Here is a 25,645-nt window from a genome sequence, read left to right as displayed (position 1 = left end):
GATGCGTCACCGGTTGCGCGTCATCCAGCTTAAGCAATGGCGCCGCGGGCCGACCATCTACCGGGAGCTACGGGCGCTGGGGGCACCGTCCGCTGTGGCGCACCAGGTGGCGGCGAACAGCCGTCGCTGGTGGCGTAACAGCGGCCAGCTCCTGAATCGCGTGCTGACCCTCGCATACTTCGATCGGCTGGGTGTGCCAAGACTCTCGTAACCTCAACTTCCCGAACCGCCCGGTGCGGACCCGCATGCCGGGTGGTGTGGCAGGGGTACGGCCTCATGGCCGTCCCCTATGCCGATCGTCGACACGCGATCAGCAGGTTTGCATCGTCGCGAACATAGCGTCAAAACAAGGCACGCGGTTCGACCGTCTTACCGGTCGAACCGCGCGATCGAACCGCGCCCCGCTACCTCAGCCCAGCCACTTGCGCGCGTTCTGGAACACGCGCATCCACGGGCTACCGTCCGTCGCGCTGTCCTTCCACGCCTGCGGATGCCAGCTCATCTGCACGTTGCGATGCACGCGCTCCGTGTGCGGCATCAACACCGTGAAGCGGCCGTCCGGCGTCGTGACCGACGTGATGCCGACAGGCGAGCCGTTCGGGTTGAACGGATACTGCTCGGTCGGCTGGCCGCGGTGATCGACATAGCGCATCGCGACGGCAACACGCGACGCGTCGCCCTGCTGCGAGAAGTCCGCGAAGCCCTCGCCGTGCGCGACGGCGACGGGAATGCGCGAGCCTTCCATGCCGGCGAAGAAGATCGACGGCGACGACTGCACTTCGACCAGCGAGAAGCGCGCTTCGAATTTCTCCGACTTGTTGCGCGTGAACTTCGGCCATGCATCCGCGCCGGGAATCATCGACGCGAGGCTGCTCATCATCTGGCAGCCGTTGCAGATGCCGAGCGCGAACGTGTCGCTGCGGCCGAAGAATGCCGCGAACATATCGGCCAGTTGCGCATTGAAGCGGATCGTCTTCGCCCAGCCCTCTCCCGCGCCCAGCACATCGCCATACGAGAAGCCGCCGCACGCGACGGCGCCCGCGAAGTCGGCGAGCGTCGCGCGCCCCGACAGCAGATCGCTCATGTGCACGTCGTGCGCATCGAAGCCCGCGCGGTCGAATGCATAGGCGGTTTCGAGGTGCGAGTTCACGCCCTGCTCGCGCAGGATCGCGACGCGCGGACGCGCGCCCTTGCCGATGAACGGCGCGGCGACGTCCTCGATCGGATCGAACGACAGGCGCGGCTGGATGCCGGGGTCCGAAGCATCGAGCAGCGCGTCGAACTCGGCATCCGCGCACGCGGGGTTGTCGCGCAGACGCGAGATGCGCCAGCTCACTTCGCTCCACGTGCGATGCAGTTCGGTGCGTGGCGCTTCGTAGATCTTCTTTGCGTCGCGCCAGATTTCGATCGTGTCGCGCTCGTTCGGCTTGCCGATCACATGCGAGCACGCCGACAAACCATGCTCGCGCAGCGCAGCGAGCACGGCGTCGCGATCGGCGGCACGCACCTGGACCACTGCGCCGAGTTCTTCGTTGAAGAGCGCGCGGATCGTGCGATCTTCGCGACGGCCGCTCGTCTGCTTCGCCCAGTCCTTCGCGTCGCCGTAGTCGAATTCGTGATCCGGGTCGAGCGTCAGCATGTCGACGTTCACCGACACGCCGACGTGCCCCGCGAACGCCATTTCGCACACGGTCGCCCACAGGCCGCCGTCCGAACGGTCGTGGTACGCGAGCAGCTTGCCGTCCGCGTTGAGCGTCTGGATCGCCGCGAAGAAGCGCTTCAGGTCCTCGGGATCGTCGACGTCGGGCACTGTGTCGCCGACCTGCTGCGTGACCTGCGCGAGGATGCTGCCGCCCAGGCGCTGCTTGCCGCGGCCGAGGTCGATCGCGATCAGCACGGTGTCGCCTGCTTCCTTGTGGCTCAGCAACTGCGGCGTCAGATGGCGGCGCACGTCTTCAACGGGTGCGAACGCCGAGATGATCAGCGACACGGGCGCGATCACTTCCTTCTCGACACTGCCGTCGGCCCAGCGGGTGCGCATCGACAGCGAATCCTTGCCGACGGGAATGCCGATGCCGAGCGCCGGGCACAACTCCATGCCGATCGCCTTCACCGTGTCGTACAACGCGGCGTCTTCGCCCGGGCTGCCGCACGCGGCCATCCAGTTCGCCGACAGCTTCAGCTTGTCCAGCGAAGCGATCGGTGCCGACGCGATGTTCGTCACCACTTCGCCGACGGCCATGCGGCCCGACGCGGGCGCGTCGATCACGGCGAGCGGCGTGCGCTCCGCCATCGTCATCGCCTCGCCGCGGAAGCCCGCGTAATCGACCGTGGTGATCGCGCAGTCGGCGACGGGCACCTGCCACGGGCCGACCATCTGGTCGCGCGCCGTCGTGCCGCCCACCGAGCGGTCGCCGATCGTGATCAGGAACGACTTGCTCGCCACCGTCGGATGACGCAGTACGTTGATCGCTGCCTCATGCAGCGCGAGATGCGTGACGTCGACGGGCTGCAGCGGCGTCGATGCGCGCTTCACGTCGCGGTGCATGCGTGGCGGCTTGCCGAGCAGCACTTCCATCGGCATGTCGACGGGCTGGTGCGCGCCGTTGTCTGCGTTGTCCGTGTCGATCAGCTTCAGCTGACGCGCGGCCGTGGCCGTGCCGACCACTGCGAACGGGCAGCGCTCGCGTTCGCAGAGCGCGGCGAATTCTTCGAGGCGCGCAGGCGGAATCGCCAGCACGTAGCGCTCCTGTGCTTCGTTCGACCAGATTTCGCGCGGCGACAGGCCACTCTCTTCGAGCTGGACCTTGCGCAGTTCGAAAAGCGCGCCCTTGTCCGCGCCGTCGACGAGTTCAGGAAACGCATTCGACAGACCGCCCGCGCCGACATCGTGAATGCTCAGGATCGGATTGCCCTCGCCCATCTGCCAGCACGCGTTGATCACTTCCTGCGCGCGCCGCTCGATTTCCGGGTTGCCGCGCTGGACCGAATCGAAGTCGAGCTCGGCCGTATTGGTGCCCGTCGCCATCGAGCTGGCCGCGCCGCCGCCCATGCCGATGCGCATGCCCGGACCGCCGATCTGGATCAGCAGCGAGCCCGCCGGCAGATCGTGCTTGTGCGTATGCTGATCGGAGATGTTGCCGAGGCCGCCCGCGATCATGATCGGCTTGTGATAGCCGCGCACGCGACCCGCGACGTTCTGCTCGTAGGTGCGGAAATAGCCGCCGAGGTTCGGACGGCCGAATTCGTTGTTGAACGCGGCGCCGCCGAGCGGCCCGTCGATCATGATCTGCAGCGGCGACGCGATGCGGTCGGGACGTCCATACGTGTCGAACTGATCGGCGCTGTTGCGATGGCCGACGGGCTGCGTGGCGTCGCGGGCGTTTTCCCACGGCTCGCGCGCATCGGGCAGATCGAGGTTCGACACCGTGAAGCCCGTCAGGCCCGCCTTCGGACGCGCGCCGCGGCCCGTCGCGCCTTCGTCGCGGATTTCGCCGCCCGCGCCCGTTGCCGCGCCCGGGAACGGCGAAATGGCCGTCGGGTGGTTGTGCGTCTCGACTTTCATCAGCGTGTGCGTCAGCTCGACGTGACGGCCATAACGTTCGCCGGGCTCGCCGTCGCTCGCTACCTTGCGCGGGAACCAGCGCTCGGCCATGCCGCCTTGCATGATCGACGAGTTGTCCGAGTACGCGACGATGGTGCCCTGCGGATTGAGCTTCTCGGTATTGCGGATCATGTTGAACAGCGACATGTCCTGCGCTTCGCCGTCGATCGTCCAGCTCGCGTTGAAGATCTTGTGGCGGCAATGCTCGCTGTTGGCCTGCGCGAACATCATCAGTTCGACGTCGGTCGGATTGCGGCCGAGCTTCGTGAACGCATCGACGAGATAGTCGATTTCATCGTCGGCGAGCGCCAGGCCGAGTTCCGTATTCGCCTTTTCCAGCGCCTTGCGGCCGTTCGTCAGCACGGCGACCGTCTGCAGCGGCTTGGCGGGCAGCTCGTCGAACAGATGCATCGCGTGATCGCGCGACGGCGCGACGCTTTCCGTCATCCGGTCATGCAGCGCAGCGGCGACGGCAGCGCGCGCTTCGTCCGACAACACCTTCTTGCCGCCCAGCAGGCCACCCTTCAGCACGACCGTGTATTCGATGCCGCGCTCGATGCGACGCACGTGCGTGAGGCCGCAGTGATGGGCGATATCCGTCGCCTTGCTCGCCCACGGCGACACGGTGCCAAAGCGCGGCACCACGAGGAAGTTCTCGACAGCGCCTTTGTCCTTGCCCGAGTCGAACGGGTCGCCGTAGTGCATCAGCGCTTCGATCTTCGCGCTGTCTTCCGTGGAAAGCGGCGTCTGCGCGTTCACGAAGTGCAGATACTGGCCGCGCACGCCGACGATGTTGGCGTCGATGCGCGACAACGTATCGAGCAGGCGGGTTTGACGGAAATCGGAAAGGGCCGAAGCGCCGGGAAAACACGAGAAGTGGGCCATGGACTTGACGTTGCGTCGATCGGTTGCGTCGCCGGATGCCGCGTGCGATTGCTTGGGCAATTGCTCGGACAGTCGCGCGTGGAGGCGACGTGAGGCGTAAGGAAGTCCGGGATTATAACCCGGGAAGGCCCGGCAGACCTGGCCTGGGTAGCGCGTCTGACGCGCTCTGCGCATGTTTGCGCCTCCGGCGCGCGGCGCTCGGGCAACGCACGGCCATTTCAGGATGCGTTCCCGTCAGATTGTGCCAAGCGTCGCGCGGTTTCGCCGGAAGCACTAAGCCGAACGCGGGCGTTGTTCCTATCCCAACGGCACGATGCCGGGCGACTCATTTGACTGCTATCATTCCGCCTTTCATCAGATCGGCGCAGCATGGGCAGCCATTCACGCTGCGCCGCATGTCACGCATACGGAACACGCCTGGCCTCACGCGCGCCGCGGGCAACTCGAATTAACCATGGATGTCATTGTCATCGGCGGCGGGATCGTCGGCGTCGCCACCGCCTACCAGCTTCGCGCGGCGGGTCATCGGGTGTGCGTCGTCGAGCGGCACGCCACCGTCGCGCAGGGCGCCACGTATGGCCACGGCGGCACGCTGCTGCCCACTCCCCTCGACGTCTGGTTCGGCCCGACCTTCATGCAGCATCGCCAGGCGGCGAAAAGCGGCGTGATCAGAAAAACGGGCTTCAATGGCCCGGTGCGCGAATTCATCCGCAAGCTCGCCACGCTCGCCGAACCCGACGCGTTCAAGAAGCAGTTTGCGCTGCTGCGTCCGCTGATCGAATCGGCGCGCGAGTCGCTCGCCGACATCGAACATCACTTCAACCTCGAATTCGAGCAGTCGAAGGGGCAGTTGTACCTCGTGCGCGGCGCGCAGGACTGGGAGCTGACGGAGCCGGCGCTCGAACTGCTGCGGCAATTCGAAGTGCCGCACCACGTGCTGAGCCCCCAGGAATGCCTGGACATCGAGCATTCGATTCCGCTCGATCCGCACTTCGCGGGCGGCGTGCTGATCGAGGACGAAGGCACGGCGAACTGCCCGCTGTTCGCGAAGCTGATCAAGCAGACGCTCGACGCGCAAGGCGGCGTGCAGTTTCAGTGCGGCCGCGAAGTGACGGGCATCCGGCTCGACAACCAGCGCGCGGCCGTCGAACTGGCGCCCGCGAACGGCGAATCGGCGCGTTCGCGCGAAGTCGACGTGATCAGCGCGGATGCCGTCGTCGTGGCGGCGGGTGTCGGCAGCCTCGCGCTGCTGGAGAAGCTCAGGCTCGATCTGCCGCTGCATCCGATGCGTCTGCACAATCTCGTCGCGCCGATCGCACGCGAGGAGTTCGCGCCGCATACGACGGTGATCGATGCCGTCAAGCGCATCACGATCACGCGCAGCAATCACCGGCTGCGCATCGCGGGCGGTGCGGTGCTGCAAAGCGCGAGCCAGACTAAGCAGCCGCTGCCCGAACCGCTGACCAAAGAAGCACTCGCCCTGCTCGGCCAGGCGACGCACGACTGGGTGCCGGGCTCCGCGCGCATTTCGGCGGCGCTGCCCTGGGAAGGCGCGAAGCTGCTGTCGCCGGACGGCCTGCCCGTGACGGGCAACGCGCTGCATCCGCGCCTCTTCGTGAACGCCGGGCATGGCCCGGTCGGCTGGGGCCTCGCGTTCGGGACGGGCAAGCTGATCGCAAACCTCGTGTCGGGCGCGCCGTCCGGACTGCCGCCCGATACGATCGCCGCGCTTCGCCCGGAACGCTTCGGCGAATAATCGGGACGGTCATTCGTCCTAGGCCATTGCGCGTGCTGGCATCGGCACGTGCAATGCCACTACCATGAACGTATCTCGTCGCTGTCGACGCTTCCCTACGTTTCCGCTATGTTCCGCCACGCTGCCATGACCGATGCCACCCTGCCCGTCTCGCATTCGATCCTAGTCAATCCTCACGACCGGCCGCTCGCGCTCCTGAGCGTGGCCGAGCTGCGCGCGCTCGAAAAGAGTGCCGAAGCAGCCTTGCCCACCCATACGCTGATGGGCCGTGCGGGACACGCGGCTGCCCGTTTCCTGCTCGAACAGTTTGCGCATGACGGTTCCGTCGATACGCGCCATCCCGTGTGGCTCGTCGCGGGCCCCGGCAACAACGGCGGCGACGCGCTAGTCGTCGCGGCAGAGCTTCAGCGGGCGGGCGTCGCGGTGGAAGTCTGCATGCCCGTCGACGTCAAGCCCGACGACGCCCGCTGGGCATTGGCCGAAGCGCACGCGGCGGGCGTGCCGATCTCGGGCGCCGTGCCCGCCTCGCTGAACGGCTACGGCTGGGTCGTCGACGGGATGTTCGGCATCGGCCTCGCGCGGCCGCTGGAAGGCGTTTACGCGTCGATTGCGCAACAGCTGTCGGCGCGCGCGAAGACGCATGGCCGGGTCCTCGCACTCGATGTGCCGAGCGGGCTCGATAGCGACACGGGCAATGTCGTCGAAGGCGGCATCGCCGTGCGCGCCACGCATACCGTCACGTTCATCGGCGCGAAGCCGGGGCTTTTTATGGCGTCGGGTCGCGATCTCGCAGGCGAGGTGACGGTCGCGCCCATCGGCGTCGAAGCGCCTCGTGAGCCCGGCGCCCGGCTGAACGCGCCCACCCTGTTCGTTCCGCACTTCCCGCCGCGCGATTACTCAACGCACAAAGGCACGTTCGGCAGCATTGCCGTGGTGGGCGGCGACACGGGCATGTGCGGCGCGCCGATTCTCGCGGCGCGCGCAGCGCTATACGCTGGCGCGGGCAAGGTGCATGTCGCGTTTCTCGGCTCCGGCAGCCCGCCGTACGATCCGCCTTACCCCGAACTGATGCTGCATCCGCTTGACGATCTACCGCTCGACCAGATGGACGCCTTGTCGATCGGCTGCGGGATGGGCAAGCGCGAGCGGGCTGTCGAGGTGCTGCGCAACGTGCTGCCGCTCGATGTGCCCAAGTTGTTCGACGCCGATGCGCTGAACCTCATCGCCGCGCACGCCGATCTGGCGGATGCCGTGAAGCAGCGCGGCGCATCCAGGACTGGACCGACGACGGGATCGGCGGCCGATCCGTGCGTGCTGACGCCACATCCGCTCGAAGCCGCACGCCTGCTCGGCACGGACGCGAAAGCCGTGCAGAGCGACCGTCTCGGGGCCGCGCGCGAGCTCGCCGCGCGCTACTCGAGCGTCGTCGTGCTGAAAGGCACAGGGACCGTGATTGCCGCGCCCGATGGCCGCGTCGCCGTCAACCCGACGGGCAATGCGGCGCTGGCAACGGGTGGCACGGGCGACGTGCTCGGCGGCCTGATCGGCGCGCTGCTCGGCCAGCGCCTGCCGCCCTATGAAGCAGCACTCGCGGGCGTCTATCTGCACGGACTCGCCGCCGACGCGCTCACCGCTCGCGGCGAGGGCCCCGCCGGGCTGACAGCGGGCGAACTCGCGCCGATGGTGCGCAAGCTGCTGAACAGGCTCGTGTATCCGCGACGGGACTGAGCGTTTCCGGACGTGGGCTCAGGCGTTCCACGCATGTGTCCGGGAAACAATCCCGCCCATGCTTCCCTCTATCTGGCGTACCGGCCCCATGCATGCCGGCTGTCATCCGGGACCGCTATACTGATTGACTGCGTCGGTCGGCCACGCTTCGGCCAAGACGCAACCTGCAGACGCCCGCTGACGGGGCACGAGGCGCGCCGCCGCGCATCCGGCGACCGTACCGCTCAGCCGACTGCGCGTCTGCAGATCCCTCCCGGCACGCACGATGCGCGGCCGGCCATTCGTTTTCCTTCGTTAGACGGACGGTTATGACTCTCAACTCGCTCCCCGCCTGGAACTCGCTGCAAACACACTACGGACAGATTCGCGATGCGCGCCTGCGCGACTGGTTTGCCCCCGAGAACGATCCTGCGCCGACACGCGCCGAACGATTCACGCTTGCCGGCGGCGGTCTTGCGGCCGACTTTTCGAAGAACCGCATCACCGATGAAACGCTGCAACTGCTCGTGCAACTCGCGCGCGAGGCCAACGTCGAAAAGCGCCGCGACGCGATGTTCGCGGGCGACATCGTCAATCCGACGGAAGGCCGCGCGGTGCTCCATACGGCACTGCGCGCGAGCAGCCCGACGGCGCCGTTCTACGGCAAGGTTCAGGCCGAGCGCGCGAAGATGGCCGCTTTCGCAGACAAGGTCCGCAGCGGCGACTGGAAGGGCTACACGGGCAAGCGCATTCGCCATATCGTGAACATCGGCATCGGCGGCTCCGACCTTGGGCCGAAGATGGTCGTGCACGCGCTGCATCACCTCGCGACGCCGGACATTTCGACCCACTTCGTCTCGAACGTGGATGGCGCCGATCTGTATCGCGTGCTCACGCAGATCGATCCCGAAGAGACGCTCGCTATCATCGTCTCGAAGACATTCACGACGCTCGAAACGATGACCAACGCCAACTCGCTGCGCGACTGGTTCATCGAGAAGGGCTGCCCGCAAAACGAGCTGGCGAAGCACTTCGTCGGCGTGTCGGCGAATACGGCCGAGGTCGTGAAGTTCGGGATCGCGCAGGACAACGTGTTCGAAATGTGGGACTGGGTCGGCGGGCGTTATTCGCTGTGGTCGGCCGTCGGTCTGTCGATCATGATCGCCATCGGCCCGAAGCAGTTCGACGAACTGCTAGCGGGCGCGAACGACATGGACGAGCATTTCCGCAGCGCGCCGCTCGAGCGCAATCTGCCTGTGCTGATGGGCATGATCGGCATCTGGTACCGCAACTTCTTCGGCTCGCAGAGCTATCTGGTCGCGCCGTATTCGGAGGCACTGCACTTTCTGCCGTCCTACCTGCAGCAGCTCGAAATGGAAAGCAACGGCAAGCAGGCGTGCCTGGACGGCTCGTTCGTCAGCTACGACACCTCGGCCGTCACGTGGGGCGAGCCCGGTACGAACGGCCAGCACGCGTTCTTCCAGATGCTGCACCAGGGGCCGACCATCGTCCCGATCGACTTCGTCGCCGTGCTGACGCCCGAGCATCCGCTCGCCTCGCATCATCCGAAGCTGCTCGCGAACTGTTTCGCGCAGAGCGAAGCGTTGATGCTCGGCCGCACGCGCGAAGAGGCCGAGAAGGTCGCGGGTCCGGACAAGTCCGAACTCGTGCCGCACATCATGTTCCCCGGCAACCGCCCGACCACGACACTGCTCGTCGACGCCCTCACCGCCCGTTCGCTCGGCGCGCTGATCGCGCTGTACGAACACAAGGTGCTGGTGCAAGGCACGGTGTGGAACATCAACTCGTTCGACCAGTGGGGTGTCGAGCTGGGCAAGATTCTCGGCAAGGTCGTCGAAGCCGATCTCAATGCGGCGAGCATCGATGAGAAGAAGCACGATTCGTCGACATCGGCGTTGATCGCGCGTGCGCGTTCGGCGTTGAAGCGCTGATCGAGCATCGCCAGGCACACAAACGCAAACAGGCCTTTGATCTCAAAGGCCTGTTTTGCTTTTTGCGCCTCAGTTGGGACAGCCGTTGCGGCCCGCGCTCAGATAAGGCGCCCTGCTTCGATCGTTATCGTCGTATCGCAGCGGCGCGCCAGCTCGACGTCGTGCGTGACCAGCACGAGCGTGGCGCCGTTTGCGCGGTTCATCTCGAACATCAGGTCGATGACGGCGTGCCCCGTCGCGGCATCGAGGCTGCCCGTCGGTTCGTCGGCGAAAAGAATGGCGGGGTGCGTCGCGAACGCGCGCGCCAGCGCCACGCGCTGCTGTTCGCCGCCTGACAGCAGCTTCGGATAGTGACGCATCCGCTCGCCCAACCCGACTTGCGTAAGCAGCGTCCTCGCGCGCGCGTTGATGTCGCGTGGCGACAGACCGCCTTGCAGTTCGAGCGGAAGCGTGACGTTTTCGAACGCCGTCAGATGCGGCATCAATTGGAACGACTGGAATACAAAGCCGACTGAACCATTGCGCAACGCGGCGCGGCCGTCTTCGTCGAGTTCTGTCAGTTCGCGGCCGAGCAGACGAACCGAGCCCGATGTCGCGCTGTCCAATCCGGCTAGCAGTCCAAGCAGCGTAGACTTGCCCGAGCCCGATGCGCCGACGATTGCGACGCGGCTGCTGGCTCGAATCGACAGGTCGATGTTATCCAGGATCGTCAACTCGCCTGTCGCGTCCTTAACCCTCTTGCACAAACCCCGCACTTCGATGACTGGATCGGTTTTCTTTTGCATGGTGAAGCGTAGGTTGAAAGTGCGCGCCGCTGCGTCGGTCGGGGCGCTGACGGCGGCAGGTGTTTGCCTCGCCTTCGCCGCGACGTTTTGCGCGTGCGCCCAGGCTGCCAATAGCTCAAACGCCGGCGCCAACTCCGCCGCCACGGCAGCGACGGCTGCAGATACCAATACGCAGCAGTCAAAGCCGACGATCATCGTGCTCGGCGACAGCATCTCCGCCGAATACGGGCTGCCTCGCGACACCGGCTGGGTTTCGCTGATGCGTCAGCGTCTGTCGCGTGATCGGATCGATTATAACGTTGCGAATGCGAGCATCAGCGGCGACACCACGAGTGGCGGGCGCGCGCGCCTGCCCGCGTTGATGCAGCGTCTCAAGCCCGCCATCGTGATCGTCGAGCTCGGCGCCAACGATGCGCTGCGCGGCGTCCCGCTCGGCACGACTGAAGACAATCTTCGCGCAATCATCAAGGAAGCCCAGCAGGGCCACGCGAAAGTCCTGCTGATCGGCATGTACGTACCGCCCAATTACGGCCTCGACTACACGCAAAAGTTCCACGGCCTGTACGGCGAGCTGTCGAAGCAGTTGCGCGTGCCGCTCGTCCCATTTCTTCTCGCCGGAATCGAAAACAAGCCGGACATGTTCCAGTCCGATCAGATCCATCCGACGCAACAGGCACAGCCCCTGCTCCTCGACAACGTGTGGCCGGCGCTGAAGCCGCTGCTCCACACCACGTCCCAATGAACGCGCGTCCGTTCATGCCGGTCCGTGACGGCGCGCCGACAATTCGTCTCGAATAATGGGAAACGTGATCGGGTACGGTCATCGGAGGGACCTGCCTGATTTCCACTACCGGCTCGACTCGAGCGATTTCTGGAAGGAGATAACGTGAAATTCTTACCGCTTGTCGCTATGGCTGTCGCCATTTCCGCTTGCGCAGCGCAGCCCGCCGGCGTGCAGTCCGTCGGCACCAGCCAGCAGCCACCGAGGGCCGTCGGCCAATGCATCGCGAAGAAGTGGGCGGACAACTCGCAGCAGCAGGTCGTGGCACAGGATACATTGGCCAACGACCAGGCGCTGGACGTCTACGTCCCCGGCCAGCAGCCGCCGAACGGCGCCGCCGCGATTGTGCGTCCGAACTACCGGGGCACGGGCACGTGGGTTGGGTTCCGCGCCGCGGGCGGCGCTGGCAGCGACGCAACGAGCGATATCAGCGCCTGCCTGTAACGCCACGCTGCTCGTCGCGAAACAAAAAGCCCCGCACGTGCGGGGCTTTTTGCTGCCTCATGAAACCGCCTGGACGGCCTCATGCATCGATCGAAGCGGAGTTTTACTCGCCCGACTGGCCGCCCTCGAGCGAGCCGTACATTTTCACCTTCGAACGCTCGCGCAACGCATCGAGATAGGCTTCCGCTTCGGCCTGCGCGTTCACCGATGCAATCTGCTGCTGCGCGGCCGCGAGACGCTTCGAATCCGTCGCAGCCGGCGGAACCACGGCATTCACGCGATAGATCACGTAGCCGTCAGCACCGAGATCCACACCGACGTAAGCCGGCAACTTTTGTGCATCGGCCTTGTAAATTGCACCCAATGCGGCAGCCGGCACGCCCTGCGCGTCGTTGCGCGACACCTTCAGCGAAGACGAGAAACCGTCCGTCGACTTCGACTTCTGCAGATCGGCCAGCTTCGCTTCGCCTTCCTTGCGAGCCAGATCGGCGGCCTGCTGCACGACGAGCTTCTGACGCACGGCATCCTTGATCGCGGCGAGCGCGGGCACGGCGGCCGGCTTGTAGTCGGTCACGTGTGCGGCGACCAGCGTGTTGCTGCCGACGTCGATGGCCTGCGTGTTGTTGCGGTCCTTCACCGAATCGTTCGCAAAGACGGCAGCGAGGAACTTCGCGCTGTTCAGCGGGCTATCCGGCGGCAGCGCGGTGTTGGCCTTCGGCGTGACTGTCGCGGTCTGGATCTGCAGCTTGTACTTGTCCGCGGCCGGCTGCAGGCTCTTCGCCTGTTCGTAGACCGTCGACGTGAAGCCTTCCGAATCGTCGCTGAACGCCTTGGCCGCAAGCTGCGTCTTCAGGTCCTTTGCGATCGAGTCCTTCACTTCGTCGAAGGGCTTCGTCACCGACGGCTTCACGTCCGTCACCTTGACGATGTGATAGCCGAAGTCCGACTGGATCAGGTCGCTGATCTCATCCTTCTTCATCTTGAAGACGGCATTGTCGAACGCTTTGCCGCCCGCGATCATGCCCGGGCCGAAATAGCCGAGATCGCCGCCCTTCGATGCCGAGCCCGGGTCTTGCGAATCCTGCTGCGCGAGTTGTGCGAACTGATCCGGATGCGCCTTGACCTGCGCGAGGATCTCCTGCGCTTTCTGCTTCGCCTTGTCCTTGTCGGCGGCGCTCGCGTCCTTAGGCGCCGCGATCAGGATGTGGCTCGCGCGCACTTCGGCCGTCGTGCGGAAGTGCGAGATGTTGTCGTCGTAGTACTTCTTGAGATCAGCGTCGCCCGGATTCGTCGATGCAGCGAGCGTGGCAGGTGACATCACGAGGTACTGGATCGTCGCCGTTGCGGGCGTCGCGAAATCGTTGCTGTGCGCATCGTAGTACGCCTGGATTTGCGCGTCGGTCGGCTTCACCTTCGACTCGTACTCCTTCGCGTGGAACGCGAGACCCTGCACTTCGCGCTGCTGTTCGGCGAGTTCGGTCAGATGCTGCGCGAGCGTCTTGGGCGTGAACGCCGTCTGCGTGATTACGGCCGGCAACTGCTGCATCGCCATGCCGTAGCGGACCTGCTCCTGATATTGATCGGGCGTGAGGCCCTGCATCGCAAGGAGTTCTTTGTATTTGTTGAGGTCGATCGACCCATCCGGGTTCTTCAACGAACCGATCACGGGGTCGGCCAGCAGCGCGCGGCGCAGCGCATCGTCGGAGACCGTCAGATGCAGGCGTTGCGTTTCGTCGGCGAGCACGCGCTGTTGAATCAGGCCGTCGAGCATATCCTTGCGGCGCTCCGGCGTGTCGAACACCTTCGAGTCGAACTGGGCGCCGAGCATCTGACGCGCGCGGTCCATCTGCTGGCGCCACGCGTTGTCAAATTCGCCGCGCGTGATCTTGTGACCGTTGACGCTCGCGACGTTCGAGCTCTCGTCAAAGAAACCGCGGAAGCCCTGGATACCCACAAAGCCCAAACCCGGCAGAATGACCAGGATGAGCATGAACATCATCAGACGTTGGTGATTGCGGAAGAAATCGAGCATGCTTGAGGAGGCGATAGTCAGGTGCCAAAAACGGAACGCCCGATAGTACAACAGCGGGCAATAAAAAAGGCGAACCGGAGTTCGCCTTTCTAGGATACTGGCGGAGTGGACGGGACTCGAACCCGCGACCCCCGGCGTGACAGGCCGGTATTCTAACCGACTGAACTACCACTCCTTTTGCTGCATATGCTGCAGCGTGTCACTTTAATCTGGAACTGGTGGGTGCTGAGAGGCTCGAACTCCCGACCTACGCCTTGTAAGGGCGCCGCTCTACCAACTGAGCTAAGCACCCGCTCCGAGATTGCCGCCGCCTGATTGCTCATGCCGATTTGCATCAGCAATCTCATCAAGCAGCAAGCCTATTAGTTTAACGCATCCTTCAGCGCTTTGCCAGGCCTAAATTTCGGGACCTTGGCTGCCTTGATCTTGATCGCCGCACCCGTGCGCGGATTGCGGCCCGTGCGAGCCGTGCGCTTGCCCACGGCGAACGTGCCGAAACCGACCAGCGTGACCGAACCACCCTTTTTCAACGTGCCTTTGACGCCACCGATCACGGCATCCAGCGCACGGCCCGCTGCCGCTTTCGAAATATCGGCTTGCTGTGCGATGTGATCGATTAATTCCGTTTTATTCATTTAAAGCCCCCGAGTGTGTAGTTGGGCAATCATGAAAGCGCTTAAGCGCCCGGTTATCTGCGGCACGGCATAATTTGCCGGCCACTCATTAGAATGGGCCGAAACCCTTGTGTCAAGCGGGGTTGGGCCTGATTCGAAGGGTACGTCGAAGGCTTGTCGATCACAAAATCTTGCGAAGAGACCGATGCAGATGCAACGAATCGTGCGGGTTAAAAACGATATTCAGGAGAGCGCACACAAAAAAACGTTTGCGCAGTTTCTTCGGCATACGGAAATAAAAAACCCGCGGACCAGCCCGCGGGTTTTCATTTGCTAACAGGACCGGCTGCCGCCGGCAGATCAGAGTGCTTAGTGCTTCACGACATCGCTGGCGCCGGCATCCTTCGATTCGCCGACGGGCGCAGCCGCCTTCGGCTCTTCTTCAGGCAACGGCGACGGCACACGTTCGAGCGCCAGTTCGAGGACCTTGTCGATCCAGCGGACAGGGACGATCTCAATTGCGTTCTTCACATTGTCCGGAATCTCCGTCAGATCCTTGACGTTTTCTTCCGGGATCAGCACGAGCTTGATGCCACCGCGATGCGCTGCCAGCAGCTTTTCCTTCAGCCCGCCGATCGGCAGCACTTCGCCGCGCAGCGTGATTTCACCCGTCATTGCGACATCCGCGCGCACGGGAATGCCCGTGAGCACCGACACCAGTGCCGTGGTCATCGCGATACCGGCGGACGGACCGTCCTTCGGCGTCGCGCCCTCTGGCACGTGGATATGGATGTCCTGCTTCTCGAACGCCTCGTCCTTGATGCCCAGACGGCGCGAACGCGAGCGCACCACCGAGCGCGCGGCTTCGACGGATTCCTTCATCACGTCGCCGAGCGAACCCGTGCGGATCACGTTGCCCTTGCCCGGCATCACGGCTGCTTCGATCGTCAGCAGATCGCCGCCGACCTCTGTCCACGCGAGGCCCGTAACCTGACCGGTCTGGTTTTCCTTCGCGGCCAGACCGAAGTCGTACTTGCGCACGCCGAGGAACGTGTCGAGGTTGTGGCCGTCGACCGTGACCACGTTGTCCGCCTTCTTCAGCAGAAGCATCTTCACGACCTTGCGGCAGATCTTCGATATTTCACGCTCGAGCGAACGCACGCCCGCTTCACGCGTGTAGTAGCGAATGATGTCGCGGATAGCGGCTTCCGTGACTTCGATCTCGCCAGCCTTGAGGCCGTTATTCTTTTTCTGCTTCGGCAGCAGATAACGTTGTGCGATGCTGACCTTCTCGTCTTCCGTGTACCCCGACAGGCGGATCACCTCCATCCGGTCAAGCAGCGGCGGTGGGATGTTTAGCGAGTTCGACGTCGCGACGAACATCACGTCCGACAGGTCGAAGTCGACTTCGACGTAGTGGTCCGCAAACGTGTGGTTCTGTTCCGGGTCGAGCACTTCGAGCAGCGCCGACGACGGATCGCCGCGGAAATCCATGCCCATCTTGTCGACTTCGTCGAGCAGGAAGAGCGGATTGCGCACGCCGACCTTGGTCAGGCTCTGCAGGATCTTGCCCGGCATCGAACCGATGTACGTACGACGGTGGCCGCGAATCTCGGCTTCGTCACGCACGCCGCCCAGCGCCATGCGCACGAACTTGCGGTTCGTTGCGCGCGCAATCGACTGGCCCAGCGACGTCTTGCCGACGCCCGGCGGCCCGACGAGGCAGAGGATCGGCGCCTTCACCTTGTCCACGCGCTGTTGGACCGCGAGGTACTCGAGAATGCGTTCCTTGACCTTTTCTAGTCCGAAGTGATCTTCGTCCAGCACGCGTTCCGCATTCGTGAGGTCGTTGTTGACCTTGCTCTTCTTGCGCCACGGCAGGCCGATCAGCGTATCGATGTAGTTGCGCACGACCGTCGCTTCCGCCGACATCGGCGACATCAACTTGAGCTTCTTCAACTCGGCGTCGGCCTTCTTCTTAGCTTCCTTCGGCATGCGCGCGGCCGTGATGCGCTTCTCGAGTTCTTCGAGATCGGCACCCTCTTCGCCTTCGCCCAGTTCCTTCTGGATCGCTTTGACCTGTTCGTTCAGGTAGTACTCGCGCTGGCTCTTCTCCATCTGACGCTTGACGCGCCCACGGATGCGCTTTTCGACCTGCAGGATGTCGATCTCTGCTTCGAGTTGCGCGAGCAGATGCTCGAGGCGCTCGATGACCGGGAACATTTCGAGAATCTGCTGCTTCTGGTCGAGCTTGAGCGGCAGATGCGCGGCGATGGTATCGGCGAGACGCCCAGCCTCGTCGATGCCCGACAGCGACGTCAGTATTTCCGGCGGGATCTTCTTGTTCAGCTTCACGTACTGGTCGAACTGCGACACGATCGCGCGGCGCAGCGCTTCCGTTTCCGCGCTGTCGGCGTGGTCGGGCTCGAGCGGCATGACTTCGCACGAGAATTGCGTTTCCTGCTCTTCGACCGTCAGCGTTTTCGCGCGCTGCAGGCCTTCGACCAGCACCTTCACGGTGCCGTCGGGCAACTTCAGCATTTGCAGGATGTTGGCGACACACCCTACTTCATACATGTCCTTTTCGGTCGGCTCGTCTTTGGCCGCAGTTTTCTGGGCGACAAGCATGATGTGCTTGCCGCCTTCCATCGCGGCTTCCAAGGCCTTGATCGACTTCGGGCGACCCACGAAGAGCGGAATCACCATGTGCGGGAAGACGACTACATCGCGCAGCGGGAGCAGCGGAAGTGTGATGCGTTCCGGCGGGAGGAGTTGGGTTCCTGACATTTCATTTCCCCATGAGTGGAATCAGTTTGTTCGGTAGTTGAGGCCGCATAAAACGATTGCAAGCCTTCGCGTGTGGGAAAAGTTCAGTGACTCCAGAAAAACATTCCGTCCTGACGACACGATAAACGAAAAAAGCCGTTCACGCGCCATGAACGGCTTTTTTTCAACAATCGGGAAGCCGATCAATTCGAGCCCGCCACCTTCGGAGCGTCTTCGTAGATCAATAGCGGCTTTCCGTCACCTTCAATGACATTGTCGTCAATAATGACTTTGCTGACGCCCTTCATTGCCGGCAGTTCGTACATCACGTCGAGCAACGCCTGTTCCAGAATTGAACGCAAGCCACGTGCCCCCGTCTTACGGCGGATCGCCTTGCGCGCAACGGCCTGCAACGCGGCCGGACGGATCTCCAGCTCGACACGCTCCATGTTGAACAGCTTGTGATACTGCTTCACGAGCGCGTTCTTCGGTTCGACCAGAATCTTCATCAGCGCGGCTTCGTCAAGCTTGCCGAGCGTCGCCACGACGGGCAGACGGCCGATCAGTTCTGGAATCAGGCCGAATTTGATGAGATCTTCCGGTTCGACTTCGCGCAGCACCTCGCCCGCGTCGCGATCCTGCTTGCTCTTAACGCTCGCGCCGAAACCGATCCCCGTTTTTTCCGTACGGTCGACGATGACTTTTTCGAGGCCATCGAACGCGCCGCCGCAGATAAACAGGATGTTGGTCGTATCGACCTGGATGAAATCCTGGTTCGGATGCTTACGACCACCTTGCGGCGGCACCGACGCCATCGTGCCCTCGACCAGCTTCAGCAGAGCCTGCTGCACGCCTTCGCCTGACACGTCGCGGGTAATCGACGGGTTATCCGACTTGCGGCTGATCTTGTCGATTTCGTCAATGTAGACGATGCCGCGCTGCGCCTTGTCGACTTCGTAATTGCAGTTTTGCAGCAGCTTCTGAATGATGTTTTCGACGTCTTCGCCGACGTAACCGGCTTCCGTCAGCGTGGTCGCGTCGGCGATCACGAACGGCACGTTCAGAAGGCGCGCAAGCGTCTGCGCGAGCAGCGTCTTGCCGGAGCCCGTCGGGCCGATCAGCAGAATGTTGCTCTTCGACAACTCGACGTCGTCCTTCTTGTCGAGGTGCTTGAGACGCTTGTAGTGGTTGTACACCGCGACCGCGAGAATTTTCTTCGCGCGTTCCTGCCCGATCACGTATTGATCGAGAATTTCGCGGATTTCCTGGGGACTCGGCAGATCGGACTTGGACAGACCTGTTTCCAGACCCGCGCCCGCTGCTTCGTCGCGAATGATCTCGTTGCACAGGTCGATACATTCATCGCAAATGAATACCGACGGGCCAGCAATCAGCTTTTTGACTTCGTGCTGACTCTTACCGCAGAACGAGCAATACAACAGCTTTTCGCTGTTAGAACCTTTTTTGTCCGCCATAGATGTGTGAGCCTCCGGACACTCGAATGACATGATACGCCGTTTGCCCACCCCGTTCAGTTCGGGGTAGGACGGATGCGCAAAAGCTGTGACGGCGTTTGCCGCAGGCGTTCAGACGGGTCTTATTATTTCACAAGGTTTTGCGCTGGCGCTCTTCCCCCAATTTGAAGGAAAAGCGCTCCGGATCAGTCACGTTTCAGCGAATTTTTACGGGCGCTTATGCAGAACCTGATCGACAAGACCATACGCCTGCGCGTCGTCGCCAGACATGAAGTTGTCGCGGTCCGTGTCGCGCTGGATCCGCTCGACGGGTTGACCGGTGTGATGCGACAGCAACTGGTTCAGACGCTCCTTCAGGTACAGGATTTCGCGTGCCTGAATTTCGATATCCGATGCCTGACCCCGTGCGCCGCCCAGCGGCTGGTGGATCATCACGCGCGCATTCGGCAACGCAAAACGCTTGCCCTTCGCGCCCGCTGCGAGCAGGAACGCGCCCATGCTGGCCGCGAGACCCATGCACAGTGTCGAGACGTCCGGCTTGATGAACTGCATCGTGTCGTAGATCGCCATACCCGCCGACACCGAGCCACCCGGGCTGTTGATGTAGAAGCTGATGTCCTTGTCCGGATTTTCACTTTCGAGGAACAGCAACTGCGCGATGACGAGGTTCGCGGTCTGATCATTCACTTCGCCGACCAGGAAAACCACACGCTCCTTCAACAGGCGCGAGTAGATATCGTAAGAACGTTCGCCGCGACCGCTCGTTTCGACGACGATCGGCACGAGGCCGAGCGCTTGCGCTTCGAGATCCCGATCCCATGACGACTGGGAGGTCAGCGTGTCCAGCATTTGAGCGCGAAAGGTCATGCAATGGATCCTTGTCAGGAAATGTTCTGATAACCGGTTCTAAACAATTGGGTGCGGCCGCGCATTTCTTCAAGTGCAAAAACCGCCGACGAGCGTTTTTTTAGCACGAATCGGCCACCGGTACGGTTTCTCAGTACGTAAAAACGGCGTGCGGGCCGTCGCTCGGACAGCCGGCACGCCGTTGCAGCGATGCTTAAGCTTGCGCGGTCGCGCTTGCCAGCTCTTCGAAGCTCACTTCCTTGTCTGTCACCTTCGCCTTGCTCAGCACGAAATCGACGACGTTGGATTCAACGACATACGCTTCCATTTCGGCAAGGCGTTGCTGGTTCGAATAATACCAGCGGACGACTTCCTTCGGGTCTTCGTAGCTCTTCGCGAATTCGTCGACTTCCGCGCGGATCTGCTCGGGCTTCGCCTGCAGCTCGTTGGCCTTCACCAGCTCGGCCAGCACGAGGCCCAGCTTCACGCGGCGCTCGGCCTGCTCGGCGAACATTTCGGCGGGAATCGGCGCGTCCTTCGCGTTCGGCACGCCGCGCTGCGCCAGGTCCTGGCGCGCCATTTCGACGAGGCGCTGCTGGTCCTGCTCGATCAGCGCCTTCGGCACGTCGAGTTCGGAGATCTTCAGCAGTGCGTCCATTACCTGGTTCTTCACGACAGCCTGCGTGCGACGCTTCGCTTCGCGCTCGAGGTTGTCCTTGATTTCGTTGCGCATCTTCGTCAGATCGCCGTCCTCGATACCGAGCGACTTGGCGAACTCGCCGTCGATTTCCGGCAGGTGCGGCCACTCGATCTTCTTCATCGTGATCGTGAATTGCGCCGTCTTGCCTGCGACTTCCTTGCCGTGATAGTCCTCGGGGAAGTTCAGGTCGAACTCCTTCGACTCGCCGACCTTCAGGCCGAGCGCCGCCTTTTCGAATTCCGGCAGCATGCGGCCTTCACCCAGGACAAACGCGAAGTCGTCCGCGCTGCCGCCCTGGAATGCTTCGCCGTCGATCTTGCCGACGAAATCGACCGTCACGCGGTCGCCGTCCTTCGCAGCCGTGTCCGCGCCGCCGTCGCCGTGCTCGCCGGCTTCGCCGCGCGCGTGGAAGTGCACGCGCTGCTTGCGCAGGATGTCCAGCGTGCGGTCGATTTCCGCATCGCTGATCGTGGTCTTCGTGCGCTCGATTTCAGCCGTCGCCACGTCGCCCAGCTTCACTTCCGGGTAAACCTCGAACGTGGCGTCGAATGCGTAGGCGCCTTCTGTGGCATCCGTCTTCGGGCTGAAGCTCGGCTGGCCAGCAACGCGCAGATTTTCCGCGCGGCTGATGTCGAAGAATTCCTTGCCAACCTTGTCGCTCAGCACTTCGGCTTCCACCTGACCCGCATACTGCTGCGTCACCATCTTGAGCGGCACCTTGCCCGGGCGGAAACCCGGCATGCGCACGTTCTTCGCGAGTTGACGGATACGCGCGTCCACTTCCTTCTGCACGGTGTCCTTCGGCAGGGAAATCGTCACGCGGCGTTCGAGCTTGCCGAGGTTTTCAACAACGTTAGCCATGGCTTCAATCGTCCTAAAATTATTCGAGCGAATCAGTTATCTTGTCTGCGCCGCCTTTCGATGTCCGCTTTGCGTCTTGCGCCCGACACTGCGTTTTGCATTCGCTTTAGCGCAGGGTCGCCGCGTCGCTTCGCTCACTCACGTGTGACATCGATCGCGTGCCTCTCGCCGCGGGCTGCGAGGCCGCCGGCAGCACAGTTTGGGTCAGAGAGCCAAATATTCTAGCAAACTATTTGCGCGGCTAGCCGCGATTCGCTGTTTCGCGGATTCCGAGCGACTCCCGCACTCTGATCTGACCTGTCGCACAGGTCGCCGCAAGTGCTTTGGCCTCCTCCCGACGCGCGCCGCAATCCGTGAAGCAAAGTCAATTCTGCCTATACCTTCCGGTATATTCAGTCGCGCACCGCATGCTGATAAGCTTCTCCACAACCTGATACGCTGCTGCGCGCGCAGAGGCGTTCCGGCCGCTCCACATCGCATCGCGTGATCGCGTCGATGGCTTCCATTCCAATTCAACAGAGACATCATGCCGAATACGCCGCCCGCGCCCATCGTCGTCATTGCACCCGACTCATTCAAAGGCTCGTTGTCCGCCGAGCAGGTCGCGCAGTCAATTGCGACGGGCATCCTGCGCGCGAGAGCTGATGCGACCATCCGTGTCTGCGCGATGGCGGACGGTGGCGAAGGCACGCTCGACGCCATGCTCACGCGCGGCGGCGAGCGCCGCATGCTCACGGTGCGCGGCGCGGCTGGCCCGTCGCGTGAAGCCGCAACGGGGCTGCTCGCAGATGGCAGCGCGATCATCGAAACGGCAGAGATCGTCGGCATTACGGATCCTGTCGGCATGGGCGTCCCCGTCGAAACGCGCAGCACGCGCGGCATGGGCGAAGCGATTCGCTCGCTGCTCGACGCGGGCGTGCGGCGCTTTTTCGTCGCGCTGGGCGGCAGCAGCACGAACGACGGCGGCGCGGGTCTGCTCGTCGGCCTCGGGCTCAAGCTGTTCGACGCGCAAGGACATGAGCTCGACCCGACGCCCGAACAGGTCGCGCAACTGACGCGCGTGGACGCATCCGGGCTCGATGCACGTCTGCGAGAAACGACGTTCATCGGCATGTCGGACGTCGACAATCCGCTGACGGGCGACCATGGCGCGACGGCAATCTTTGGTCCGCAGAAAGGCGTGACGCCGGAGCAGGTTGGGATCATCGACGCCGCCCTCGCCCGCTTCGCCGACCTCGTCGAACCTGCGATGAATCGTGTCGCGCGCAACGAGCCTGGCGCGGGCGCTGCAGGTGGGCTCGGCTTCGCGCTGCATATGCTGGGCGCCGAATTTGAGCCAGGCGCGGAAGTCGTTGCGCGCGAGATCGGTCTCGATGCGGCGCTCGAAGGCGCCAACTGGCTCATCACGGGCGAAGGCCGCTCGGACGTGCAGACGCTGCATGGCAAGGCGCCTTTCATCGCCTGCCGCCATGCGCGCGCGGCGGGCGTGCCGGCCACGCTGCTATCGGGTGCCGTCGACCCCGCCGCATTGCCGAAACTCGCCGAGCACTTCAGCGGATGCTTTTCACCGGCTCCCGGTCCCATTACGCTCGAAGTGGCGATCCGCGATGCGGCCACCCTTCTCGCGAACGAAGCCGAGCAGATGACGCGACTAAGGTATGGCCCGCGTTGACCGCGCGAGCGGATGCAGCAACAATCACATCGCGGGACTGCATCCACTCACAACAGGAAGACCATGAAGGCCTCCGATAAAGCCGGACTCGAACAGTTTCTGACGTATCGTCTGCACGTGCTGAATAAACTTTCCGAGCGGGGCATCAGCGAACGGTATATGGCCAAGCTGGACGTGACGCTGCCCGAAGCGCGCGTGATTGCGTCGGTCGGATCGTTCGGGCCGTTCTCGATCATGGACCTCGCGCGCCACGCGAACCTCGACAAGAGTCAGGCGAGCCGCGCAGCCGAAGCGTTGATCAGACAAGGACTCGTACAACGCGAAGCGAGCGCGCAGGATGGCCGTGTCGTGCTCGTCTCGTTGACGACGGAAGGCCGCGCCCTGTATCGCAAGATCATGCCCATCGCACGCAAGTGGAACACCGATCTGTTCGACTGCCTCGACGATCGCCAAAAGATCGCGCTTAGCGAGGCGCTCGACAAAGTGATCGAAAGCGCGATCGCGCGAAACGCCGAATAGCAGCCTGACGAAGCACTCAGGTCAGACTACGGGGTTCGAGCCATTCGATCGACGGTGCGTTGGTTGCGCCGTCGACTCCGCCGTTTCGTAATTCCTTAAACACTCATTCACAAGCCATCGGCCAGCCTATGCGCGGGATGGCTTTGCCTTCGTGCGCGCGAGACATGAGTCGATTCTGAAACGCCAGAACGGATCGATCTTGTCGATCCGGCGCAGCCGGATTTTGCAACGACGCGCGTACCGTAGCGCACTTGAAGTCGTGATGCGAGACCATCTCGTGCAGCCGCGCCCGAATAGCAATGTTTGTTTTCGAGGTGCACTTGCAAACGGCAACGGCGAGTCGCGCAGTCGTATGCGCGTGCATCATCCAATATGTATCGGGCAGTGCGCGATGGATGATGGACTGCGGCGTGCATGACGAAGCCGGTCGGATTCACAGGATGCACAGTGTGCTATCAGCATATTGCCGCTTACGCCCCCCGCCTTTCTTATGCGCCAGCCATATCACGGATCACGCGCATCAGATCAGCACGGGAGTATCTCGTTGCACCCGCAACCGGATGCCAAGACCTGCGACGAATCGCCCTGCAAATGAAGTGCGAAACGCGTTGCATAGCACCGGTGTTGAAGGAAATCGTAATGCTGGCTTGCTACGATGACGGCTCGCTTTTTCTCTGACTTCGAGGATCGAAAAATGAAGAAGGTTGTTCTGGCGCTGATCGCTGCAGCCGCTGGTTTCGCCGGCATGTCGTCGGCATTCGCGTATGACCATCATCCCGTGTGCCACAAGGTACACGTGCATCACCACTGGGAGAAGCGCTGCCACTAAGCAGCGGCGAAGCGTCAGTGTGATGTCCGATGCCCCGCTCTCGTGCGGGGTTTTTTGTGCGCGTCGATTTCCAGTGCGAAGTGTGGTTGTGCACGGTGAGCGTCGCGCGCGGTCTTGCGGCGAAATGCGCGCGGCATGCAGCGCGGCGCAAAAACGAAAAACCCCGCTGGTCAGCGACAAGCGGGGTTTTCTACATGGTGCAGCGTAGAAACAAGTGGTGCGAGGAAGGGGACTCGAACCCCTACACCCTTGCGGGCGTCAGGACCTAAACCTGGTGCGTCTACCAATTTCGCCATCCTCGCAGCCGGGTGTTGCCGCAAACCTGCGGCACCCGATATTTCGCCAGCGGCCGAACGTTGCGTTTTTTCACCGCAACGTCATCCGCGCGGAGGACTCTGAACGTGCCGGAACCGGCCCGCCGAGCCGCGAACGTTTGCATTGAAAATGCGTGCCCGAAAGCGTAAGCGCGAGATTCTAACCGATTGATCTGCGCTTGTCTTCATCTGTCGAATACCGTCGATGCTACAATTTTCGGTCTTTTGCGCACAACCGTGTGCGTCCGCATTCCCCAAGCGAATCCAGTGAATTTCGACGAATATTGCCTGCAAAAAGCAGCGCCTCCCGGTTCGAGCACTTACTACGCGCTGCGCCAGGCGCCCGTCGCGCGGCAACCGCTGCTTACGGCGCTGTTTGCGCTGCGTCGCGAGTTCGAAGAAACCGTAAAGGAAACCACCGACCCCGCCGTGGGTCGCACGAAACTCGCCTGGTGGCAGAAGGAGGCGGCCGCGCTAGCGTCCGGCGAGCCGACACATCCCGTGTCGCAAGCGCTCGCTGCGCATTGGCCCGACGTACAGGCCGAGTACCCGGCGCTGCAAGCGATGATCGCCGGCTTCGAGATGGATCTGGACCAGGCCCGCTACCTCGATTACCCGAATCTGCGCCGGTATATGGCTGGCGTCGGCGGCACGTTCGCGTCGGTGGTTGCGCGCGCGACGGCGCGCGATCCGTCGCAGGCGTCATCGTGGGCCGCGCCGCTCGGCGAGGCGTTGATGCTCGCGCAGATCGTCGTGGAACTCGGCAACGACGCGCGCCACGGACGCATCTACATCCCCATCGACGAAATGCAGCGCTACAACGTGACAGCTGCTGATCTGATCAACCGCAAATACACGGACGCGTTCACGGAGCTGATGCGCTTTCAGACGACGCGCGCCCGCGATGCGATTCGCCAGGCGCTCGACGGTCTGCCCGCGGGCGAGCGTCATTCGCAGAGCACGCTGCGCGCGTTGGCGGCGTTGGCGCTGGCGCTGCTCGAAGAAATCGAGCGCGACGGTTATCACGTCCTGCATCAACGCATTGCGCTCACGCCGATCCGCAAGCTGTGGGTTGCGTGGCGAGCGGCACGCAAGCATTGACG

At 63.1% G+C, this 25,645-nt stretch carries 17 protein-coding genes, 3 tRNA genes and 1 pseudogene; 10 read left to right on the top strand and 11 right to left on the bottom strand.

From position 1 onward, the window contains the following. A pseudogene (locus GCT13_RS16755) lies at positions 1-211 on the top strand (group II intron reverse transcriptase/maturase); the annotation flags it as partial. A 198-nt stretch (positions 212-409) separates the two neighbouring features. Here the strand turns inward: GCT13_RS16755 and purL are convergent. Continuing rightward, a complete protein-coding gene (gene purL / locus GCT13_RS16750) occupies positions 410-4,489 on the bottom strand; it encodes a phosphoribosylformylglycinamidine synthase (protein ID WP_152759941.1) in 4,080 nt (1,359 codons plus the stop codon). Between the two features lie 454 nt (positions 4,490-4,943). On the opposite strand from purL, the gene GCT13_RS16745 reads away from it, so the two are divergent. The 3 genes from GCT13_RS16745 (at position 4,944) to pgi (ending at position 9,904) form a co-directional block, all read left to right on the top strand. Next, entirely contained in the window at positions 4,944-6,245 is a 1,302-nt protein-coding gene (locus GCT13_RS16745) for an NAD(P)/FAD-dependent oxidoreductase (protein ID WP_152759939.1), read from the top strand. A gap of 126 nt (positions 6,246-6,371) precedes the next feature. Next, the gene (locus tag GCT13_RS16740) at positions 6,372-7,973 is read left to right on the top strand and encodes an NAD(P)H-hydrate dehydratase (protein WP_152759937.1); all 1,602 of its coding nucleotides are present in this window, start codon (positions 6,372-6,374) and stop codon (positions 7,971-7,973) included. Between the two features lie 308 nt (positions 7,974-8,281). Further along, on the top strand, positions 8,282-9,904 hold the full coding sequence (gene pgi, locus GCT13_RS16735) for a glucose-6-phosphate isomerase (RefSeq protein ID WP_152759935.1): 1,623 nt from the start codon (positions 8,282-8,284) through the stop codon (positions 9,902-9,904). 98 nt (positions 9,905-10,002) lie between these two features. Here the strand turns inward: pgi and GCT13_RS16730 are convergent, their stop codons facing one another. Then, positions 10,003-10,689: an ABC transporter ATP-binding protein gene (locus GCT13_RS16730; RefSeq protein WP_152759933.1), complete on the bottom strand. Its 687-nt coding sequence runs from the start codon at positions 10,687-10,689 to the stop codon at positions 10,003-10,005. Here GCT13_RS16730 and GCT13_RS16725 point away from each other — a divergent pair. Both GCT13_RS16725 and GCT13_RS16720 read left to right on the top strand, forming a co-directional pair. Next, positions 10,688-11,431, top strand: coding sequence for an arylesterase (locus tag GCT13_RS16725; protein ID WP_152759931.1), 744 nt, complete (start codon positions 10,688-10,690; stop codon positions 11,429-11,431). The two genes, GCT13_RS16730 and GCT13_RS16725, sit on opposite strands and share 2 nt — an antisense overlap. A 144-nt stretch (positions 11,432-11,575) precedes the next feature. Beyond that, positions 11,576-11,914 carry a hypothetical protein gene (locus tag GCT13_RS16720; RefSeq protein WP_321574406.1) on the top strand — a complete coding sequence of 113 codons (339 nt, stop codon included), beginning with the start codon at positions 11,576-11,578 and terminating at the stop codon, positions 11,912-11,914. Positions 11,915-12,017: 103 nt separating this feature from the next. On the opposite strand, the gene GCT13_RS16715 is transcribed toward GCT13_RS16720, so the two are convergent. The 8 genes from GCT13_RS16715 to tig all read right to left on the bottom strand — a co-directional run bounded on the left by GCT13_RS16715 (position 12,018) and on the right by tig (position 21,208). Beyond that, the gene (locus GCT13_RS16715) at positions 12,018-13,946 is read right to left on the bottom strand and encodes a SurA N-terminal domain-containing protein (protein ID WP_152759929.1); all 1,929 of its coding nucleotides are present in this window, start codon (positions 13,944-13,946) and stop codon (positions 12,018-12,020) included. Positions 13,947-14,044: 98 nt separating this feature from the next. Continuing rightward, positions 14,045-14,121, bottom strand: a tRNA-Asp gene (locus tag GCT13_RS16710). A gap of 41 nt (positions 14,122-14,162) precedes the next feature. Then, a tRNA-Val gene (locus GCT13_RS16705) sits at positions 14,163-14,238 on the bottom strand. Positions 14,239-14,308: 70 nt separating this feature from the next. Then, on the bottom strand, positions 14,309-14,581 hold the full coding sequence (locus GCT13_RS16700) for an HU family DNA-binding protein (RefSeq protein WP_007585907.1): 273 nt from the start codon (positions 14,579-14,581) through the stop codon (positions 14,309-14,311). A gap of 348 nt (positions 14,582-14,929) precedes the next feature. After that, a complete protein-coding gene (gene lon, locus GCT13_RS16695) occupies positions 14,930-17,347 on the bottom strand; it encodes an endopeptidase La (protein WP_152759927.1) in 2,418 nt (805 codons plus the stop codon). A gap of 182 nt (positions 17,348-17,529) precedes the next feature. Further along, positions 17,530-18,801 carry an ATP-dependent Clp protease ATP-binding subunit ClpX gene (gene clpX / locus GCT13_RS16690; protein ID WP_152759925.1) on the bottom strand — a complete coding sequence of 424 codons (1,272 nt, stop codon included), beginning with the start codon at positions 18,799-18,801 and terminating at the stop codon, positions 17,530-17,532. A 207-nt stretch (positions 18,802-19,008) separates the two neighbouring features. After that, positions 19,009-19,668, bottom strand: a complete 660-nt coding sequence (gene clpP / locus GCT13_RS16685) for an ATP-dependent Clp endopeptidase proteolytic subunit ClpP (protein WP_152759923.1) — start codon at positions 19,666-19,668, stop codon at positions 19,009-19,011. A gap of 193 nt (positions 19,669-19,861) precedes the next feature. After that, on the bottom strand, positions 19,862-21,208 hold the full coding sequence (gene tig / locus GCT13_RS16680; protein ID WP_152759921.1) for a trigger factor: 1,347 nt from the start codon (positions 21,206-21,208) through the stop codon (positions 19,862-19,864). 526 nt (positions 21,209-21,734) lie between these two features. Between tig and GCT13_RS16675 the strand changes: the two genes are divergently transcribed. The 3 genes from GCT13_RS16675 (at position 21,735) to GCT13_RS50575 (ending at position 24,228) form a co-directional block, all read left to right on the top strand. Beyond that, entirely contained in the window at positions 21,735-22,880 is a 1,146-nt protein-coding gene (locus GCT13_RS16675; protein ID WP_152759919.1) for a glycerate kinase, read from the top strand. 63 nt (positions 22,881-22,943) lie between these two features. Further along, positions 22,944-23,399 (top strand): MarR family winged helix-turn-helix transcriptional regulator, encoded by a 456-nt coding sequence (locus tag GCT13_RS16670; RefSeq protein ID WP_090862240.1) that lies wholly within the window; start codon positions 22,944-22,946, stop codon positions 23,397-23,399. Positions 23,400-24,093: 694 nt separating this feature from the next. Then, the gene (locus GCT13_RS50575; RefSeq protein ID WP_265335295.1) at positions 24,094-24,228 is read left to right on the top strand and encodes a hypothetical protein; all 135 of its coding nucleotides are present in this window, start codon (positions 24,094-24,096) and stop codon (positions 24,226-24,228) included. Positions 24,229-24,443: 215 nt separating this feature from the next. Here the strand turns inward: GCT13_RS50575 and GCT13_RS16665 are convergent. Further along, a tRNA-Leu gene (locus tag GCT13_RS16665) sits at positions 24,444-24,530 on the bottom strand. Between the two features lie 279 nt (positions 24,531-24,809). Here GCT13_RS16665 and GCT13_RS16660 point away from each other — a divergent pair. After that, positions 24,810-25,643: a squalene/phytoene synthase family protein gene (locus GCT13_RS16660; RefSeq protein ID WP_321574403.1), complete on the top strand. Its 834-nt coding sequence runs from the start codon at positions 24,810-24,812 to the stop codon at positions 25,641-25,643. Positions 25,644-25,645: the final 2 nt, after the last annotated feature.

It is taken from the genome of Paraburkholderia franconis (genome assembly GCF_009362735.1).
Classification (GTDB): Bacteria; Pseudomonadota; Gammaproteobacteria; order Burkholderiales; family Burkholderiaceae; genus Paraburkholderia; species Paraburkholderia franconis.
This window is presented reverse-complemented; position numbering and strand designations above follow the sequence as displayed.

Bases quoted from the DNA above. Each gene is read 5' to 3' on its own strand.
- purL (WP_152759941.1), bottom strand. From the start codon at position 4,489: ATGGCCCACTTCTCGTGTTTTCCCGGCGCTTCGGCCCTTTCCGATTTC.
- GCT13_RS16745 (WP_152759939.1), top strand. From the start codon at position 4,944: ATGGATGTCATTGTCATCGGCGGCGGGATCGTCGGCGTCGCCACCGCC.
- GCT13_RS16740 (WP_152759937.1), top strand. From the start codon at position 6,372: ATGACCGATGCCACCCTGCCCGTCTCGCATTCGATCCTAGTCAATCCT.
- pgi (WP_152759935.1), top strand. From the start codon at position 8,282: ATGACTCTCAACTCGCTCCCCGCCTGGAACTCGCTGCAAACACACTAC.
- GCT13_RS16725 (WP_152759931.1), top strand. From the start codon at position 10,688: ATGGTGAAGCGTAGGTTGAAAGTGCGCGCCGCTGCGTCGGTCGGGGCG.
- GCT13_RS16730 (WP_152759933.1), bottom strand. From the start codon at position 10,689: ATGCAAAAGAAAACCGATCCAGTCATCGAAGTGCGGGGTTTGTGCAAG.
- GCT13_RS16715 (WP_152759929.1), bottom strand. From the start codon at position 13,946: ATGCTCGATTTCTTCCGCAATCACCAACGTCTGATGATGTTCATGCTC.
- GCT13_RS16700 (WP_007585907.1), bottom strand. From the start codon at position 14,581: ATGAATAAAACGGAATTAATCGATCACATCGCACAGCAAGCCGATATT.
- lon (WP_152759927.1), bottom strand. From the start codon at position 17,347: ATGTCAGGAACCCAACTCCTCCCGCCGGAACGCATCACACTTCCGCTG.
- clpX (WP_152759925.1), bottom strand. From the start codon at position 18,801: ATGGCGGACAAAAAAGGTTCTAACAGCGAAAAGCTGTTGTATTGCTCG.
- clpP (WP_152759923.1), bottom strand. From the start codon at position 19,668: ATGACCTTTCGCGCTCAAATGCTGGACACGCTGACCTCCCAGTCGTCA.
- tig (WP_152759921.1), bottom strand. From the start codon at position 21,208: ATGGCTAACGTTGTTGAAAACCTCGGCAAGCTCGAACGCCGCGTGACG.
- GCT13_RS16675 (WP_152759919.1), top strand. From the start codon at position 21,735: ATGCCGAATACGCCGCCCGCGCCCATCGTCGTCATTGCACCCGACTCA.
- GCT13_RS16670 (WP_090862240.1), top strand. From the start codon at position 22,944: ATGAAGGCCTCCGATAAAGCCGGACTCGAACAGTTTCTGACGTATCGT.
- GCT13_RS50575 (WP_265335295.1), top strand. From the start codon at position 24,094: ATGAAGAAGGTTGTTCTGGCGCTGATCGCTGCAGCCGCTGGTTTCGCC.